The sequence below is a fragment of the Thermocoleostomius sinensis A174 genome, from assembly GCF_026802175.1.
GTDB classification, from domain to species: domain Bacteria; phylum Cyanobacteriota; class Cyanobacteriia; order Elainellales; family Elainellaceae; genus Thermocoleostomius; species Thermocoleostomius sinensis.
Window position 1 is genome coordinate 2,134,660 of sequence record NZ_CP113797.1, and the last position, 14,239, is coordinate 2,148,898.

At 47.9% G+C, this 14,239-nt stretch carries 16 protein-coding genes; 12 read left to right on the forward strand and 4 right to left on the reverse strand.

The features are described 5' to 3' along the window. Window positions 1-19 precede the first annotated feature (19 nt). Complete coding sequence (locus OXH18_RS09255; protein WP_315874696.1) at window positions 20-493, reverse strand: hypothetical protein; 474 nt, start codon at window positions 491-493, stop codon at window positions 20-22. 383 nt (window positions 494-876) lie between these two features. Between OXH18_RS09255 and OXH18_RS09260 the strand changes: the two genes are divergently transcribed. The 7 genes from OXH18_RS09260 to OXH18_RS09290 all read left to right on the forward strand — a co-directional run bounded on the left by OXH18_RS09260 (window position 877) and on the right by OXH18_RS09290 (window position 4,630). After that, window positions 877-1,017, forward strand: coding sequence for a hypothetical protein (locus OXH18_RS09260; protein ID WP_268612293.1), 141 nt, complete (start codon window positions 877-879; stop codon window positions 1,015-1,017). 289 nt (window positions 1,018-1,306) lie between these two features. After that, complete coding sequence (gene fldA, locus OXH18_RS09265) at window positions 1,307-1,819, forward strand: flavodoxin FldA (protein WP_268612295.1); 513 nt, start codon at window positions 1,307-1,309, stop codon at window positions 1,817-1,819. Window positions 1,820-1,980: 161 nt separating this feature from the next. Beyond that, the gene (locus tag OXH18_RS09270) at window positions 1,981-2,466 is read left to right on the forward strand and encodes a DoxX family protein (protein WP_268612297.1); all 486 of its coding nucleotides are present in this window, start codon (window positions 1,981-1,983) and stop codon (window positions 2,464-2,466) included. Window positions 2,467-2,541: 75 nt separating this feature from the next. Continuing rightward, on the forward strand, window positions 2,542-3,054 hold the full coding sequence (gene fldA / locus OXH18_RS09275) for a flavodoxin FldA (RefSeq protein ID WP_268612299.1): 513 nt from the start codon (window positions 2,542-2,544) through the stop codon (window positions 3,052-3,054). Window positions 3,055-3,091: 37 nt separating this feature from the next. Continuing rightward, window positions 3,092-3,397 carry a hypothetical protein gene (locus tag OXH18_RS09280; RefSeq protein WP_268612301.1) on the forward strand — a complete coding sequence of 102 codons (306 nt, stop codon included), beginning with the start codon at window positions 3,092-3,094 and terminating at the stop codon, window positions 3,395-3,397. Between the two features lie 12 nt (window positions 3,398-3,409). Further along, on the forward strand, window positions 3,410-3,934 hold the full coding sequence (locus OXH18_RS09285) for a DUF2753 family protein (protein ID WP_268612304.1): 525 nt from the start codon (window positions 3,410-3,412) through the stop codon (window positions 3,932-3,934). A gap of 78 nt (window positions 3,935-4,012) precedes the next feature. Beyond that, on the forward strand, window positions 4,013-4,630 hold the full coding sequence (locus OXH18_RS09290; RefSeq protein ID WP_268612306.1) for a superoxide dismutase: 618 nt from the start codon (window positions 4,013-4,015) through the stop codon (window positions 4,628-4,630). Between the two features lie 198 nt (window positions 4,631-4,828). Here the strand turns inward: OXH18_RS09290 and OXH18_RS09295 are convergent, their stop codons facing one another. Further along, a complete protein-coding gene (locus tag OXH18_RS09295; protein ID WP_268612308.1) occupies window positions 4,829-6,475 on the reverse strand; it encodes a S8 family serine peptidase in 1,647 nt (548 codons plus the stop codon). A gap of 173 nt (window positions 6,476-6,648) precedes the next feature. On the opposite strand from OXH18_RS09295, the gene rpe reads away from it, so the two are divergent. Continuing rightward, complete coding sequence (gene rpe, locus OXH18_RS09300; RefSeq protein ID WP_268612310.1) at window positions 6,649-7,350, forward strand: ribulose-phosphate 3-epimerase; 702 nt, start codon at window positions 6,649-6,651, stop codon at window positions 7,348-7,350. A gap of 188 nt (window positions 7,351-7,538) precedes the next feature. Continuing rightward, on the forward strand, window positions 7,539-8,105 hold the full coding sequence (locus tag OXH18_RS09305) for an NADPH-dependent FMN reductase (RefSeq protein ID WP_268612312.1): 567 nt from the start codon (window positions 7,539-7,541) through the stop codon (window positions 8,103-8,105). Between the two features lie 51 nt (window positions 8,106-8,156). Here OXH18_RS09305 and ilvA read toward each other — a convergent pair whose 3' ends face one another. Next, window positions 8,157-9,668 carry a threonine ammonia-lyase, biosynthetic gene (ilvA, locus tag OXH18_RS09310; RefSeq protein ID WP_268612313.1) on the reverse strand — a complete coding sequence of 504 codons (1,512 nt, stop codon included), beginning with the start codon at window positions 9,666-9,668 and terminating at the stop codon, window positions 8,157-8,159. A gap of 187 nt (window positions 9,669-9,855) precedes the next feature. Between ilvA and thrS the strand changes: the two genes are divergently transcribed. The 3 genes from thrS to OXH18_RS09325 are packed head-to-tail and all read left to right on the forward strand — an operon-like array spanning window position 9,856 to window position 13,519. After that, a complete protein-coding gene (thrS, locus tag OXH18_RS09315; RefSeq protein WP_268612316.1) occupies window positions 9,856-11,664 on the forward strand; it encodes a threonine--tRNA ligase in 1,809 nt (602 codons plus the stop codon). A 59-nt stretch (window positions 11,665-11,723) separates the two neighbouring features. After that, the gene (locus OXH18_RS09320; RefSeq protein ID WP_268612318.1) at window positions 11,724-12,800 is read left to right on the forward strand and encodes an AI-2E family transporter; all 1,077 of its coding nucleotides are present in this window, start codon (window positions 11,724-11,726) and stop codon (window positions 12,798-12,800) included. 59 nt (window positions 12,801-12,859) lie between these two features. Further along, complete coding sequence (locus OXH18_RS09325) at window positions 12,860-13,519, forward strand: hypothetical protein (RefSeq protein WP_268612320.1); 660 nt, start codon at window positions 12,860-12,862, stop codon at window positions 13,517-13,519. Between the two features lie 31 nt (window positions 13,520-13,550). Here OXH18_RS09325 and OXH18_RS09330 read toward each other — a convergent pair whose 3' ends face one another. Continuing rightward, window positions 13,551-13,763 (reverse strand): hypothetical protein, encoded by a 213-nt coding sequence (locus OXH18_RS09330; protein WP_268612322.1) that lies wholly within the window; start codon window positions 13,761-13,763, stop codon window positions 13,551-13,553. Window positions 13,764-14,239: the final 476 nt, after the last annotated feature.

Below are 14,239 nucleotides of genomic sequence, written 5' to 3' on the forward strand. Positions count from 1 at the left end.
TTAGCTTGCTTAGGCAGTGCTAGCCAGCTTTAGTTTTCCGTGGGGTAATAGCCTGAGGATTTTCTGTCGCACCGCTTTTTATAACTAGATTGAACACCTGAAGGATTTGCAAACAGATCTGTCTGAGCTTTTGTTCAGCATCCGGCAGAGGCAATACGGTTCCCCAAAATTCCCAGCGTCCAGCAGTCGCAAAGCGCCACTGTTGCCCCATATAATCATGTCCAGAAAGTTCTACGCCAATAACTCGTTGTGGATTTGCGATGGTAGTTCCTGGTAGCCGAATTTGCATCAAAATCGTTTGGCTTTGGCAGACAAAACTGCGTCGAGGGAAATGAAAGGCAAAGTCGATCGAATCGGGATCATCAAATTTTGCGGTATTTTCATCTTTTACCCAGGGACTGAGATTGACTGAACTATCCGGAAACTGAGATTTGAACAGATTTACCACAGCCCCAATTTGACTGATTCGCTCGATAATATTGGCTTGTTCCATAGCATTCACAGCTTATACTCCTAATTAACTCAGAATTGCCCTGGTTCACTATTGAGAATATTTACTGAAGTTGGCAATAGGTAAAAGAAGAGGATTCGCGTTGACATTTTCCAATTTGCCTACCCTCTGTGCATTCTCTTCAGCAGATAACCTAAAAGTCTCTCAATTGTGCTAGTCAATTTAGACCCAATCCATACCTTGTATCAGCAATAGGTAAGCGGCGCGACCCCAAACCTGCACATTAAGAAATGCGAAAGATGCGAGTCAATTAACTCACACACCAAAAAAATAATTACCCAAAAAACAATCATGTCGATTATAGATTTATTGAAAAAGATTTGCAATAATGATCTCGTTCGACATCGTCATTTGGAGGCATCGATATGAGCATCTATGCTCAGGACTTGAGCGCTACTGCCCAAGCTATGGTAGCTCCTAGTAAGGAGATTCCGGCAATGGATGAAAGAAACAGCGCCCACAACAAGCGGTTTGAAAAGCTGGGAATTCCTACCTACCTTTTGTAGATTTCTCGAGATGTGATGACGATTTGTCCTTGTTATTCTGATCAGTTATTGCGCCATGTACGTCAGTTCAAGGTTTATTGGTTTTGTCCAGTTTGTCGGCAGGAGATGCCTAGCCTGGACAAGCTTCAGCCCACAACTGATGTCCACTGTAGAAATGAACAACTTGTTCAAATGTTATTCAAATGCCATAGCTAGATGACACAACTATCGATTCGCATGAACCGCTCCTTGAGTTGAGAGAACACAACAGCTTACGATTTGCAATTGCATGACTTGAGAAGGAGCAAAAATGTCTCAAATCGGTTTGTTCTATGGAACACAAACAGGAAATACCCAAACCATTGCAGAAACTATTCAGAAAGAGTTTGGTGGAGATAGTGTAGTAACACTCCATGATATTGCCGATGCTGACATGGGTGATTTTGATAGCTATCAGTGCATCATCATTGGTTGTCCCACTTGGAACGTTGGTGAGCTACAAGCGGACTGGGAAGGGGTATACGATGAATTGGATACGGTAGATTTTAGTGGGAAGAAGGTTGCTTATTTTGGACCTGGTGATCAAGTAGGCTATGCCGATAACTTTCAAGATGCAATCGGTATTTTGGAAGAAAAGATTTCAGAGCGAGGCGGTACTACGGTTGGGCATTGGCCGACTGAGGGCTACGAGTTCAACGAATCAAAAGCAGTCAAAAACGGCAAGTTTGTCGGTCTAGCATTGGATGAGGATAACCAGTCCGAATTGACCGATCAGCGGATCAAAACCTGGGTAAGTCAGTTGAAATCAGAGTTTGGTTTGTAGAGTTCCTCCCAAGGACAAACCAAAAGGAGTTGTGAGTATTGCACTCTGGAATAGATCCGTTCTCCAACTCCTTTTCCTGATTCAACATAATCAATGCAATCGCTTACAGCCTCATGATTATTCAACTAGTTTGATTTTCTGAATATTCAGGAGATTCATCCATGACTGTGACTCAGGATACTGATTCGGTTCTCTCTAACATTCCTTTTCTTATCAGAAGCCTCAAATTCACTCAGTCGGAAAATGTTTGGTTTCAGCTTACCTGGACACTTTTGCGGGTTGGGGTTGGTCTATTGATGATTCACAATGGTCTAGATAAACTTGCTGATGTACAGAAGTTTGCCGACGGAGTTGTATCGTTTATTGGACTGCCCTATCCTGTATTCTTCACCTACTGTGCTGCCTATGTAGAACTGGTAGGTGCAATTTTATTGGCTGTAGGATTGCTGACTCGATTCAATGCAGCGGCTCTATTTGCCACAATGCTAATCGCAATCTATTTCCATTTGAAAGGAAACGGTTTGCAAGTGGCGCCCCTAGAAATGGCATCCCTGTATGCACTGTGTTTCTTATTGTTTCTGGTCAACGGTGGAGGTAGGTTAACCATTGATGCAAGGCTGCTCCAATGGTTAACAAAGGCTGAGTAAATCGATGCTCTTAGCCAACATTGTCCATTGTCCCAAAACTAACGCTGGATTTGAGACTGAATAGGAAGCAGGAGAATGGTAAAGATTGGTCTATTCTATGGAACTGAAACGGGAATTACGGAAATCTTAGCAATCTGCATTCAGAAAGAATTTGGTGGAGATAAGATTGTAGATTTGCATAATGTGGTGGGAACTACGTTGAACGATTTTGAAGAATACGATCGCTTGATTATTGGCTGCCCTACCTGGAACATTGGCGATTTACAAACCGATTGGCGAGTGCTTTATAACGAGTTGGATGCGGTTGATTTTTCCGGAAAACAAATTGCTTATTTTGGCGCAGGGGATCAACTCGGCTATGAGAACAATTTTGTCGATGCGATTGGTATTTTGGAAGCGAAAATTTCGGCATTAGGCGGAGTCACTGTCGGCTATTGGTCGATCGATGGCTATGACTTCTGCCAATCAAAAGCGGTCAAAAACGGTAAGTTCGTTGGTTTGCCGCTGGACGAATTGAACCAACCTGACTTGACCCAAGAGCGGATCAAAGCCTGGGTAGCTCAATTGCAGCGGGAGTTTGGGTTGTAATGTTTTTTCCGAAGATGTCTCACTGAGGTAACACCCAATGATAGAGGCTTCTCTAACAAATGCGTTTTTAGTGATAGGGGCATCTTTGTGTCCACTATTGCTGATGGTGTTATTGATTGGGTTCTTGTGGGCAGTAGGAACGGCGGTTCGCCAAAGTATTGCGCGGCTGCAACGGCTGCATTCGATTCCGTGCGACCAATGTGTTTATTTCACAGGTTGCCATCACTTGAAATGCACAGTTCATCCCTGTAAAGCGCTGACTGAAGATGCAGTAGATTGTCTTGACTTTGAACCTGCCCTGTATAGTAAATCCTGTTGTTCGAGTCGCTGCAAGCCCCAATGAAAAGGTATTCCTATGGCACTTCCTCAAGATTCCTATGAAGCGCGTGAATTGCAATGGCAGCTTTATACCAAAACAGGCAATCAGCGAATGCAAGCAAATTTATATCACGAAGCACAACAGGCATATCATCAAGCATGGGAATTAGCTGAATGGCTGCTAGAAAAAGCTGAGAAGAATGCGACACATCCAGATGCGATTCATCTTTATGTTGTCTCTTGTCATAACCTTGCGGATAATTGGTTAACCTTGGGTGATGCACAACAAGCAGAGATGATACTTCGGAAAGCATTCGATCGAGTGATTCAAATAATGACAGACAAAGGTTCATCTAATCCACGCAGGTTAGAAGCATTTAAAGCACTAAAAGCAATCAGTTTTGAGATAGACAGTTTTTATCGAAAATTGGGTCAAATTGCCCGAGCAGAACAGACATTTGAACGAGCGATTACCCTAGCTCAAGATTTTCTAGCACAATTTGAATTTCCCCGAATCGTCAGCTTGAAATATCGTCAGCAGAACCATTCTAGTGAACGATGAATAGCTTTCTGCTCGAGTTACATAGATTTCAAATTGTCTGGATTTAACGTTGTAACTTAACTCAAGAGGAGAAGACTCATGCCATTTGAATTACAACCCCTACCCTATGCCGAAGATGCACTGGAACCCTACATTGATGCTCAAACAATGCGAATTCACCATGACTTTCATCACGGTGGCTATGTCAACAATTTGAATAACGCGATCGAAAATTATCCCGATTTACAGCAACGGTCGATCGATGACCTAATCCGCAACTTGCACACATTGCCAGAAGCTGTCCGTACTGCCATTCGCAATCACGGTGGTGGACACTTCAATCACTCTATCTTTTGGTCAGTGATGGGGCCGAATGCAGGCGGAGAACCAACCGGAGAGGTTGCCACGTTGATCAACGATGTGTTTGGTAATTTTGAGAACTTCAAAACTCAATTCAATGATGCAGGCGCGAAACATTTTGGCAGCGGTTTTGTCTGGTTGGTGAAGACAACGAATAACCAGTTTGAGATTATCAGTCAGCCCAATCAAGATTGCCCTTGGTCAGATGGACATTATCCGATTCTTTGCAATGACGTGTGGGAACACGCTTACTACTTAACCTATCAAAACCGCCGCCCAGAATATCTCAAACAGTGGTGGAATACTGTGAACTGGAATGCGGTGAATGAGCGATTGGCGATCGCGCAGCGCCTCTAAAAAACTCACTCACCATATTTGTTTTGATTCCTCCATTGGGTGAAGGGAATATTCAAACCCTTCACCTCTTCTTCAGTTTGTCGTTTCTAATCATCCTGATCGACAGCATTCAAATCAGGCTTGCGAGTGTCTTTGACTCCAGTTCCACAAGTTTGGCAACTCCTACCCATCCAAATTCCCCGCCCCAACCCCTAACCCTTAGCCTCTATTCGGCATGGCCCACCACGCCAACGCATAGGGCTGAACAGGTTCATTGATCTGATCGCGATAAACAACTCGGATTTTGTAACGTCCGGTTTCAGGAATTTGATGAAACAAGTGTTCAACGCTGTCTACTTGGCTATCGGATGCCCAAATGCGGTTCCGACTATCGGTGTCTTCAGCACGCATGAGGTACATATCCAGATTGTTTAAGCCGCGATCGCGGAAGGTTTCGCCAATGTCATACTGTCCGTTTGCGTTGCGGTCTTGCAGTTCGACAAGGCGATTCCAGGTTAAGGTTGCTGCAATAAAACTACCGCCTTGCAGCGGATCTGCAAACACATAGTCTTGGTATTTGGAGGTATTTGCTGATGGTGCTGCGCTGACCGCCCGATAGTCCCAGCCGATCGCGGGTGTTTCTTGATCAGGACGCCATTGCCCCGGTCTAAACTGTTCATAGGCACGAAACGCATTAAGATGTCCTGTTCCCATTTGTGCATCGAGCGGAAGGCGGGTGGATTGATGGGCGTCTGAGTCTAGCCAAGTGCGGTTGCGTTGGGTGAGTACCGTTCGAGTCATGCCCAAATTCAAGCCGTCTCCTTGGTCTTGCAGTTTATCTGCCGAATTCATTAAGACTGCTTTCATCACCTCTTGTCGGCGTGCATCCAATCCCCAGTGGGACACTTCCGGCGTTTGTTTAGACTCTAGGGCTTGACGAATCGAGCGATCGCCAAACTCTTGCAGCAGCGCCACTGTCGCCACCACATGCGGAGTCGCAAAACTAGTGCCAGAGTCGGCTGGGGCCGCTGTTCCGTTGGGAGTTAGGGTTTGAATGTCACTTCCGGGAGCTAGCAGCGCCACCGATCGCCTTGGGCCAACGTTACTTTCAGTAGCCGGATCGCGCCCGATGACCACTTCCGGTTCGCTGCCCAAACTGAAATAGTCAACTTTGCGAAATTCTCCCCCAACTCGCATTGAGTTGGCGATAATCATGCCGTTGAAAGAATCGGTAGGAATGGGAAAGCCACCGCGCCCTTGGTTCCCAGCAATCACTTGCAGCACGTTATTGGTTCGAGCTAGCCAATCCACACACTGGGTTAACAGAGCATTGCCGTCTAGGACTGGGTTGTCGCGCGGATCACGCATCAGCGACTCGCCAAAGCTGTAGTTAATTGCCCGCACATCTCCACCATTTTGCAGCGATACAGTTTGAGCGGCTAAACACTCTTCGGGTTGTTCGCTGCGGCTTTCGGCTCCCACCGCAGAAGCATACAGCGTGGCTTCTGGGGCTACTCCAGTTAAGGTTTTGTCTCGGCTAATCAAAATGCTAGCTACACGAGCAGCATGGCTATCTACCAATGAATTGGCTTCTGCGGGCGCATCTCGAAAGAATAGGCGATTGGGCCGAACCGATCGATTCGTCGCTCCAGCTTTGTCTAGACCAAACTGAGCCGGACGGCCAATTTCAATTTGCCCGATCGCAATTTTGCGTCCAGTCAAGTTCAGTGGCGGCTGATGCAATTGATGAGCATGAATGCCGTTTTCACCAACCGAATCCATCAATGCCATTACTGGCACACTGAATAACACTAAAGCGACAGTCGCGATAAACCACGCCAACTGCCGAATTCGACGCCGTATCATGGGCATTCTCCTAGACCTAATTGCCGACGATCGTAGCCTCAACCAATCGAATTTCCCAATAATTGTGCCCGACTCATGATGAATTTGTGCAATCGCAGGGGATCATTAAGGTAAGGGGCAGAGACACACTTTGTTAAACTATTTACAAGAGACGCAGGAGAGTAGAAATACCTATGAGCCAATCCCCTAAACCCATTGTGATTGCTCCCTCAATCCTATCGGCAGATTTTAGTCGTCTGGGTGAAGAAATTCAGGCAGTGGATCGAGCTGGTGCAGACTGGATTCACGTCGATGTGATGGACGGGCGGTTTGTTCCCAACATTACGATTGGCCCGCTAATTGTGGATGCCATTCGTCCCTATACACAGAAGCCGCTCGATGTCCACCTGATGATTGTGGAACCAGAAAAATATGTCGGCGACTTTGCCAAAGCCGGAGCCGATCACATCTATGTCCACGCTGAGCATAATGCATCTCCGCACCTGCATCGTACATTAGGACAAATCAAAGAATTGGGCAAAAAAGCAGGCGTAGTGCTGAATCCCGGTAGTCCGCTTGAGTTGATTGAATATGTCTTAGAACTGTGCGATCTGGTGTTGCTGATGAGTGTAAACCCTGGGTTTGGTGGACAGAGTTTCATTCCCACTGTGGTTCCCAAGATTCAGAAATTGCGCCAACTGTGTGACGAGCGCGGACTTGATCCTTGGATTGAAGTAGACGGCGGCTTGAAAGCCAATAATACTTGGCAGGTGCTCGAAGCTGGAGCCAATGCGATCGTGGCAGGTTCTGCGGTCTTTGGAGCAAAGGATTATGCAGAAGCGATTGCCGGTATCCGCAACAGCAAGCGCCCAGAGCCGGAATTGGTTACAGCCTAGAACGATCGAATTTTTTGAGTTTTTTCAGGGTGGGCACTGCCCACTTTTTTATTGATCGCTTTTTATTGATCATTTTCTTGCCTGCGCCGCCCCGAAGCCCTCCCTTGTTCAAAGCTGTAGTCATAATGAGTACGATTAAGCTATACTGTAGATTAAATGAAACATTTCTTAAGGTAATAGGGACTCCAATGGTCAAGATTATCGGGATGGCTGGAAGTTTGCGACCCGGTTCGTATAGTCAACAAGCCCTAAAAGTTGCGGCAGAGCGAGTTAAAGCGTTAGGGGTAGAGGCTGAAGTGCTGGATCTTCGATCGTTGAACCTACCCTTTTGTGATGGCGGCGACGATTATCCCGATTACCCCGATGTGGCAAAGCTGCGCCAAGCCGTACTGGAGGCAGATGGAATTATTTTGGCAACCCCAGAATATCATGGCAGTGTCAGCGGGGTGCTGAAAAACGCGCTAGATCTGATGGGTTTCGAGCAGTTCTCAGGCAAAGTCACGGGACTGATTAGTGTTTTGGGTGGGCAGTCTAACAGCAATGCCCTGAATGATATGCGCACAATCATGCGTTGGATTCACGCTTGGACAATTCCTGAACAAGTGGCGATCGGGCAAGCCTGGAAAGCCTTTGATGAGAATGGCAATTTGGTAGACGAGAATTTGTCGAAACGCTTTGATGTCTTTGCTCAGAGTTTGGTGGAAAACACTCGCAAACTGCGCGGCGTGAGCGATCGAGAAGTAGCGACTGTGTAAGGTAATTCTCCGAAAACCCAGCTAGCAGGGCAGTGCTCGCCTCACTTCGACCTAACCCAGAAATAACTTATAGGCTGGGTTGTGGTTTTCGTCCCAGTAGCGATAGCCCAGTGTATCAAGAAACGCTTGCCATTCTGGCATTTCGTATGGTGGCACCTGCATACCCACGACAATGCGCCCATAGTCTGCACCATTGTTGCGATAGTGGAAGAGGCTGATGTTCCAGTTGGGACTCATGGAACTGACAAAGCGCATCAAGGCTCCCGGTCGCTCGGGGAACTCAAACCGATATAGCAACTCATTGTGGGCTAGGGGCGATCGACCCCCCACCATGTGGCGTAGGTGTAGTTTTGTCAGTTCATCGTCGGTGAGATCGAGGGTTCTGAATCCGGCCGCTTCAAACGTACTGGCCATGTAGGCAGCATCGGCCCGGTTGGCGATTTGTAGTCCCACAAAGATGTGGGCTTCTTGATCATCGGCAATGCGGTAGTTAAATTCGGTGAGGTTGCGTTTACCAATACATTCGCAGAATTTGCGCAAACTTCCCCGTTCTTCGGGAATGGTGACGGCAAAAATAGCTTCGCGCTGTTCCCCCAATTCTGCCCGTTCGGCCACAAACCGCAGACGATCGAAGTTCATATTTGCTCCACAGGCCACAGCGACCAGAGTTTGTCCTTGAATTTGCTCTCGTTCTACATACGCCTTGGCCGCTGCAATGGACAAGGCTCCCGCTGGTTCCAGAATCGATCGCGTGTCTTCAAACACGTCTTTGATGGCAGCGCAGGTGTCATCGGTTCCCACTAGCATCACCTCGTCTACATACTGCTGACACAAGCGGAAGGTTTCTTCGCCCACTTGCCGCACCGCCACGCCATCGGCAAACAGTCCCACCTGGGGCAACCGCACTCGCTGTCCAGCTTGCAGCGATTGATACATAGCATCGGCATCGACGGGTTCTACACCGATGATTTTGATTTCGGGACGTAACCGCTTCACGTAAGCTGCAATGCCAGAGATTAAGCCACCTCCCCCAATCGCCACAAAAATCGCATGAATTGGCTGTTGATACTGCCGCAAAATTTCCATGCCGATCGTCCCCTGTCCGGCAATCACGTCCGGATCATCAAACGGATGAATAAAAGTCAACCCTTTCTCAGCTTCTAGCTGGCGGGCATGGGCATAGGCTTCGTCAAACGTGTCGCCATGCAGCACCACCTCGCCCCCTTGTGCTCTGACCGCATCAATCTTGACCTGCGGTGTGGTAACAGGCATCACGATAATGGCACGGGTTCCCAAGCGATAGGCGCCCAAGGCTACTCCCTGTGCGTGGTTGCCAGCCGACGCCGCTATCACCCCTTGCTGCAATACATCCGGTGGTAAATTCACCATTTTGTTATAGGCACCACGCAGCTTGAAGGAAAACACCGACTGCATGTCTTCTCGCTTCAGCAACAGGCGATTGTTCAGCCGCGTGGATAAATTCGGGGCCACCTCCAACGGCGTTTCTTGGGCAACATCATACACACGAGCGGTCAAAATCTGTACTAGGTAATCGCAGTACATGGGCCTGGGGATTAGGTAGAAATGCAGAGCGTGAACAAATTTTACTGTACGGCTGCCTCAACGGGATAGCAGAACCGATCGCCGCGATCGCGCAGAATTCTGGCAGCAGATCGGTTCGGGCCGACAATGCCTACAATAGAGATTGCACGTTTTGTCTATACTCTTTATTCTTTTTTACCCTCAGCCGATGTCTCAGTCAGCGTCTCAGTCAGTTCCAGCCGAAAAAATCCATCTGCCTAAGACCAGCGAATCGGAAAATTTGAAAAAAATTCGCCACACCGCGTCGCACGTCATGGCCATGGCTGTGCAAAAGCTGTTTCCCAAGGCGCAGGTGACGATCGGCCCTTGGATTGAAAACGGGTTTTATTATGACTTTGATAGCCCAGACCCCTTTACAGAAAAGGATCTGAAGGCAATCAAAAAAGAGATGACTAAAATTATTAAGCGTAAGCTTCCCGTAATTCGAGAAGAGGTGACACGGGAAGAGGCCGAGCGCCGGATTAAGGCGATCAATGAACCCTATAAGCTGGAAATTCTTGATGACATCAAAGGCGATCCGATTACGATCTACCATTTAGGTGAAGAGTGGTGGGATCTGTGCGCCGGGCCGCATTTAGAGAGTACGGTTGAATTAAACCCAGAGGCAATCGAACTAGAAAGTGTCGCAGGGGCTTATTGGCGCGGCGATGAAACCAAAGCCCAACTGCAACGGATCTATGGCACGGCTTGGGAAACGCCAGAACAACTAGCGGAATATAAACGTCGCAAAGAGGAAGCTTTGCGACGCGATCACCGCAAGTTGGGCAGAGAACTAGGCTTGTTTATCTTTGCCGATCCGGTGGGGCCGGGCTTGCCGCTGTGGACACCCAAGGGAACCGTACTGCGATCGACCCTGGAAGAGTTTTTGAAGCAAGAGCAACTAAAGCGCGGCTATTTGCCCGTTGTCACGCCCCATATTGGGCGGGTGGAACTCTTCAAACTTTCTGGACATTGGCAGAAATATCGAGAAGATTTGTTCCCCATGATGGGCGAATCGGAGGACGAAGGATTTGTCCTTAAGGCGATGAATTGTCCCTTTCATGTGCAAATTTACAAGTCGAGTTTGCGATCGTATCGGGAACTGCCGCTGCGCTTGGCTGAATTTGGCACGGTGTATCGCTATGAGCAATCAGGGGAATTGGGTGGACTGACTCGTGTGCGTGGCTTTACGCAGGATGATGCTCACTTATTTGTGATGCCAGAACAGTTGGATGACGAGTTCCTCAAAGTGGTTGAACTAATTCAAACCGTGTTTCGATCGCTGCAATTAACGAACTTCAAAGCTCGGCTCAGCTTCCGCGATCCTGCTTCTGACAAATATATTGGTTCTGATGAAGCTTGGAACAAGGCAGAGAGTGCCATTCGTCGGGCGGTGGAAACGCTGGGCATGGATCATTTTGAGGGTGTAGGTGAAGCGGCTTTCTACGGGCCCAAGCTCGATTTTATGGTGCAGGATGCTTTAGATCGCGAGTGGCAGTTGGGAACGGTGCAGGTAGATTACAACTTGCCGGAACGCTTTGATTTGGAATACGTTGCTAAAGATGGTTCGCGCAAACGTCCGGTCATGATTCACCGGGCCCCCTTCGGTTCCTTAGAGCGATTGGTTGGGATTTTAATCGAAGAATATGCTGGCGATTTTCCGCTGTGGTTGGCCCCGGTACAAATCCGTCTGATTACCGTCACCGAGGAACAATTACCGTTTGCCCGTCAGGTGGCTGACCAAATGCGAGCGATCGGCATTCGCGTGGAAGTAGACGAAAGCGGCGAACGCTTGGGCAAAATGATCCGCAATGCCGAGAAAGAGAAAATTCCGGTGATGGCTGTCATTGGAGCGAAGGAACTGGAAGCGAACGCCCTCAGCATCCGTACTCGCACCGCTGGCGAACTGGGATCAATTGCAGTAGACACTGCGATCGATCGCTTGAAAAAGGCGATTGCCCACTACTCTGACTTTTAGTTGGTGCATTTGGCTATTCTATCCCTTACAACTAGAGTAGCCAGCCAACCTTTCCCCCTATGAGCCGCCCATCCACCAAGCATTGGGTCGATCGCCTCGACAACTCCCGCTTACTGCGCTATGTCCTGCTGTTTGCATTGGCATGGGCGATCGTGCAGGTATTGGCTTACTTTGCCTCGGTCTTGATCATCTTCACTTTTTCAGCCATTTTGGCCTTTATTCTCAGCTTCCCGGTCAAGTGGCTGCGTCGGTTTTTGCCGCATGGGCTATCAGTCTCGATCGTGTTTCTGCTGAGTTTAGCCATTTTGGCTGGGTTAACTTTGACGATCGGCTTTGCCACCTTGTCTCAGGCGCAGCAGTTCGTCAACAATGCTCCTGCTCTCCTCGATGATTTGATTACCATTATCAGCAATTTGGAAGATTTTTTGCAGCAGCGCAACATTGAGCTAAACCTAACCGTCCTAGAAGAACAGCTACGCAATCAAGCCTTATCCAGTTTGGGATTTGGGTTAGTGACGCTGCAACGGGTACTAACCAGTCTTTTAGACCTGATTTTGATTGCCGTAGTCACGCTATTCATGCTGTTGGATGGGGCGCGGCTGTGGAAATTTTTTCTGCGCCTGTTTCCTCAATCAAAGCGAGAGCGGCTCACAGTTGCCATTCAGCGCAACTTCCTCGGTTTCTTTTGGGGGCGATTTTTGCTTTCCGTCTTCTTTGGACTTTCGTCCTTTGTGGTGTTTCTGATTCTGAAAATTCCCTATGCGCTAGTGTTAGCGATGATCGCGGGCATCTTTGACTTGATTCCTGGCATTGGGGCCACCTTAGGCATTGGGCTAGTTTGCTTAATTTTGCTGCCGCAAGGCATTTGGCTGAGTCTGAAAGTTTTGATCGGCTGCATTTTGCTGCAACAGGTGGAAGAAAATTTGCTGATGCCGCGCATTATGCAAGGGTCAGTCAACATCAACCCGGTCGTGATGTTTTTTGCGCTATTAGTGGGGGCCAGAATTGCTGGATTGTTCGGTTTGTTTCTGGCAATCCCGATCGCTGCCACCTTGGTCAATCTATTTGAAATTGATGAAATGAAGGGAGAAGCTCTGAAAGACTCCTTGTTGTCTTCAAAGTCTGACCCTTCGTAGACGTAGACCGTGCTCTACCCAATTTGTTTTCTCTCTCTTTGTTATGGTTTCCACCAATCATGAATTACTATCACCTTGGAGGAGCTATTTTGTGGCTATGGCTAAGCCTAGTCGGCTGTCGTTTGATTGAGCCGCAAACCCGTCAGCCAAACACCACTGCCACAGATGCCACAGAAACGTCTTCAGCATCCTCTACCATAACCGAAACAACCGATCGATTGTCCAGTGAGGCTACAGTCAGCACTATGGTGGCACAATTTCATCGCGATCCCAATAACCCAAATTTGCTACGAGACTATGATCCAACGGCTCCTATTCCGGCCACGGGTCAGACGACCATTCGTGGCAGCATTCGCAACTTAAACACAAACCGCATGATTGCCGAGTGTCCAGCAGATTCTGCGCCCTATGCCTATGCGGAAAGCACCAATCATCGGGTGCAAATTTGCTCGGCGGAGTTTGATCCGTGGCTACCGAAGTACTTTATGGGTCAATCCAAGGATGGCAGCAGCGACATTCGCATCACCAACGAAGAGCTGGAGAGCGCTCAACAACTGGTCTTTAATAACGGCGATCGAACTTATGCGCTGTCTGGTAGTCGCGATCGTGCGGGTGATACCAATGTGTATCTCGAAATTCGCAACCCCGACGGCACAACCTATGCCGAAGCGCTGCTGTATTTCTACGAACAAACCGATCGACCAGTGCCTGAAACCTAATATCTATGGCAATGAAGAGTCCGTTGGGGCGCTAGTAACTATCATCTTTACCCACCGTCAACATAGCCAGCAAATGATTCGCTTGTTGTAACCGCTCGGCGATCGCTTGCCGCCAACTGAGACTGACCTGTGGATCACCAATTACATCCTGAGCCAATTGACGGTACAGCGCACTTTTAACGACATCGCCCTGTTCTAGCAACCTAAGATTGTCATAGATCGTTTGAAGAGAAGTTAGTGCCATAACTGATTAAATTCTCAGTGAAAGGTCAAGCGGACGATTGATTGTATACGCCATCTTGATATATGTATGTCATCGAAGAGGCAATCCACCTAATCGATATGAGCCTCTTCCCCCCCCAACGTCTGCTCCCAGACAGCGGAGGAGTCGGAACGATTGAGTGATTTTAACGTCCCTCTCTGGCTTTGGGAGAGGAATGTAGGGTGAGGGAAATCTACAAGATGGCAACAAAACCGGAACAGCAGATCGAAAATTAGTGAATAAACGAAGTAAGTTTTCGGTTGAATCCTTCGTCGAGTCTCTATGTATCAATCTTGTTTCTTTCCCGGTAAAGTTACTTCTATTTTGAACTGAGTCGCCGCGATCGCCGAGCACAAAGTTATGAAGTGTTATGGCGAGGTACACATCGTCTTAATTCTTTACAATTATTAAACCCAAGATGAGTCAATTCCTTGCAAGTATGTTAGCTTAGTTAACTA

Excerpts from the sequence above, each read along its gene's own strand:
- OXH18_RS09255 (WP_315874696.1), bottom strand. The coding sequence starts at position 493 with ATGGAACAAGCCAATATTATCGAGCGAATCAGTCAAATTGGGGCTGTG.
- OXH18_RS09260 (WP_268612293.1), top strand. The coding sequence starts at position 877 with ATGAGCATCTATGCTCAGGACTTGAGCGCTACTGCCCAAGCTATGGTA.
- fldA (WP_268612295.1), top strand. The coding sequence starts at position 1,307 with ATGTCTCAAATCGGTTTGTTCTATGGAACACAAACAGGAAATACCCAA.
- OXH18_RS09270 (WP_268612297.1), top strand. The coding sequence starts at position 1,981 with ATGACTGTGACTCAGGATACTGATTCGGTTCTCTCTAACATTCCTTTT.
- fldA (WP_268612299.1), top strand. The coding sequence starts at position 2,542 with ATGGTAAAGATTGGTCTATTCTATGGAACTGAAACGGGAATTACGGAA.
- OXH18_RS09280 (WP_268612301.1), top strand. The coding sequence starts at position 3,092 with ATGATAGAGGCTTCTCTAACAAATGCGTTTTTAGTGATAGGGGCATCT.
- OXH18_RS09285 (WP_268612304.1), top strand. The coding sequence starts at position 3,410 with ATGGCACTTCCTCAAGATTCCTATGAAGCGCGTGAATTGCAATGGCAG.
- OXH18_RS09290 (WP_268612306.1), top strand. The coding sequence starts at position 4,013 with ATGCCATTTGAATTACAACCCCTACCCTATGCCGAAGATGCACTGGAA.
- OXH18_RS09295 (WP_268612308.1), bottom strand. The coding sequence starts at position 6,475 with ATGATACGGCGTCGAATTCGGCAGTTGGCGTGGTTTATCGCGACTGTC.
- rpe (WP_268612310.1), top strand. The coding sequence starts at position 6,649 with ATGAGCCAATCCCCTAAACCCATTGTGATTGCTCCCTCAATCCTATCG.
- OXH18_RS09305 (WP_268612312.1), top strand. The coding sequence starts at position 7,539 with ATGGTCAAGATTATCGGGATGGCTGGAAGTTTGCGACCCGGTTCGTAT.
- ilvA (WP_268612313.1), bottom strand. The coding sequence starts at position 9,668 with ATGTACTGCGATTACCTAGTACAGATTTTGACCGCTCGTGTGTATGAT.
- thrS (WP_268612316.1), top strand. The coding sequence starts at position 9,856 with ATGTCTCAGTCAGCGTCTCAGTCAGTTCCAGCCGAAAAAATCCATCTG.
- OXH18_RS09320 (WP_268612318.1), top strand. The coding sequence starts at position 11,724 with ATGAGCCGCCCATCCACCAAGCATTGGGTCGATCGCCTCGACAACTCC.
- OXH18_RS09325 (WP_268612320.1), top strand. The coding sequence starts at position 12,860 with ATGAATTACTATCACCTTGGAGGAGCTATTTTGTGGCTATGGCTAAGC.
- OXH18_RS09330 (WP_268612322.1), bottom strand. The coding sequence starts at position 13,763 with ATGGCACTAACTTCTCTTCAAACGATCTATGACAATCTTAGGTTGCTA.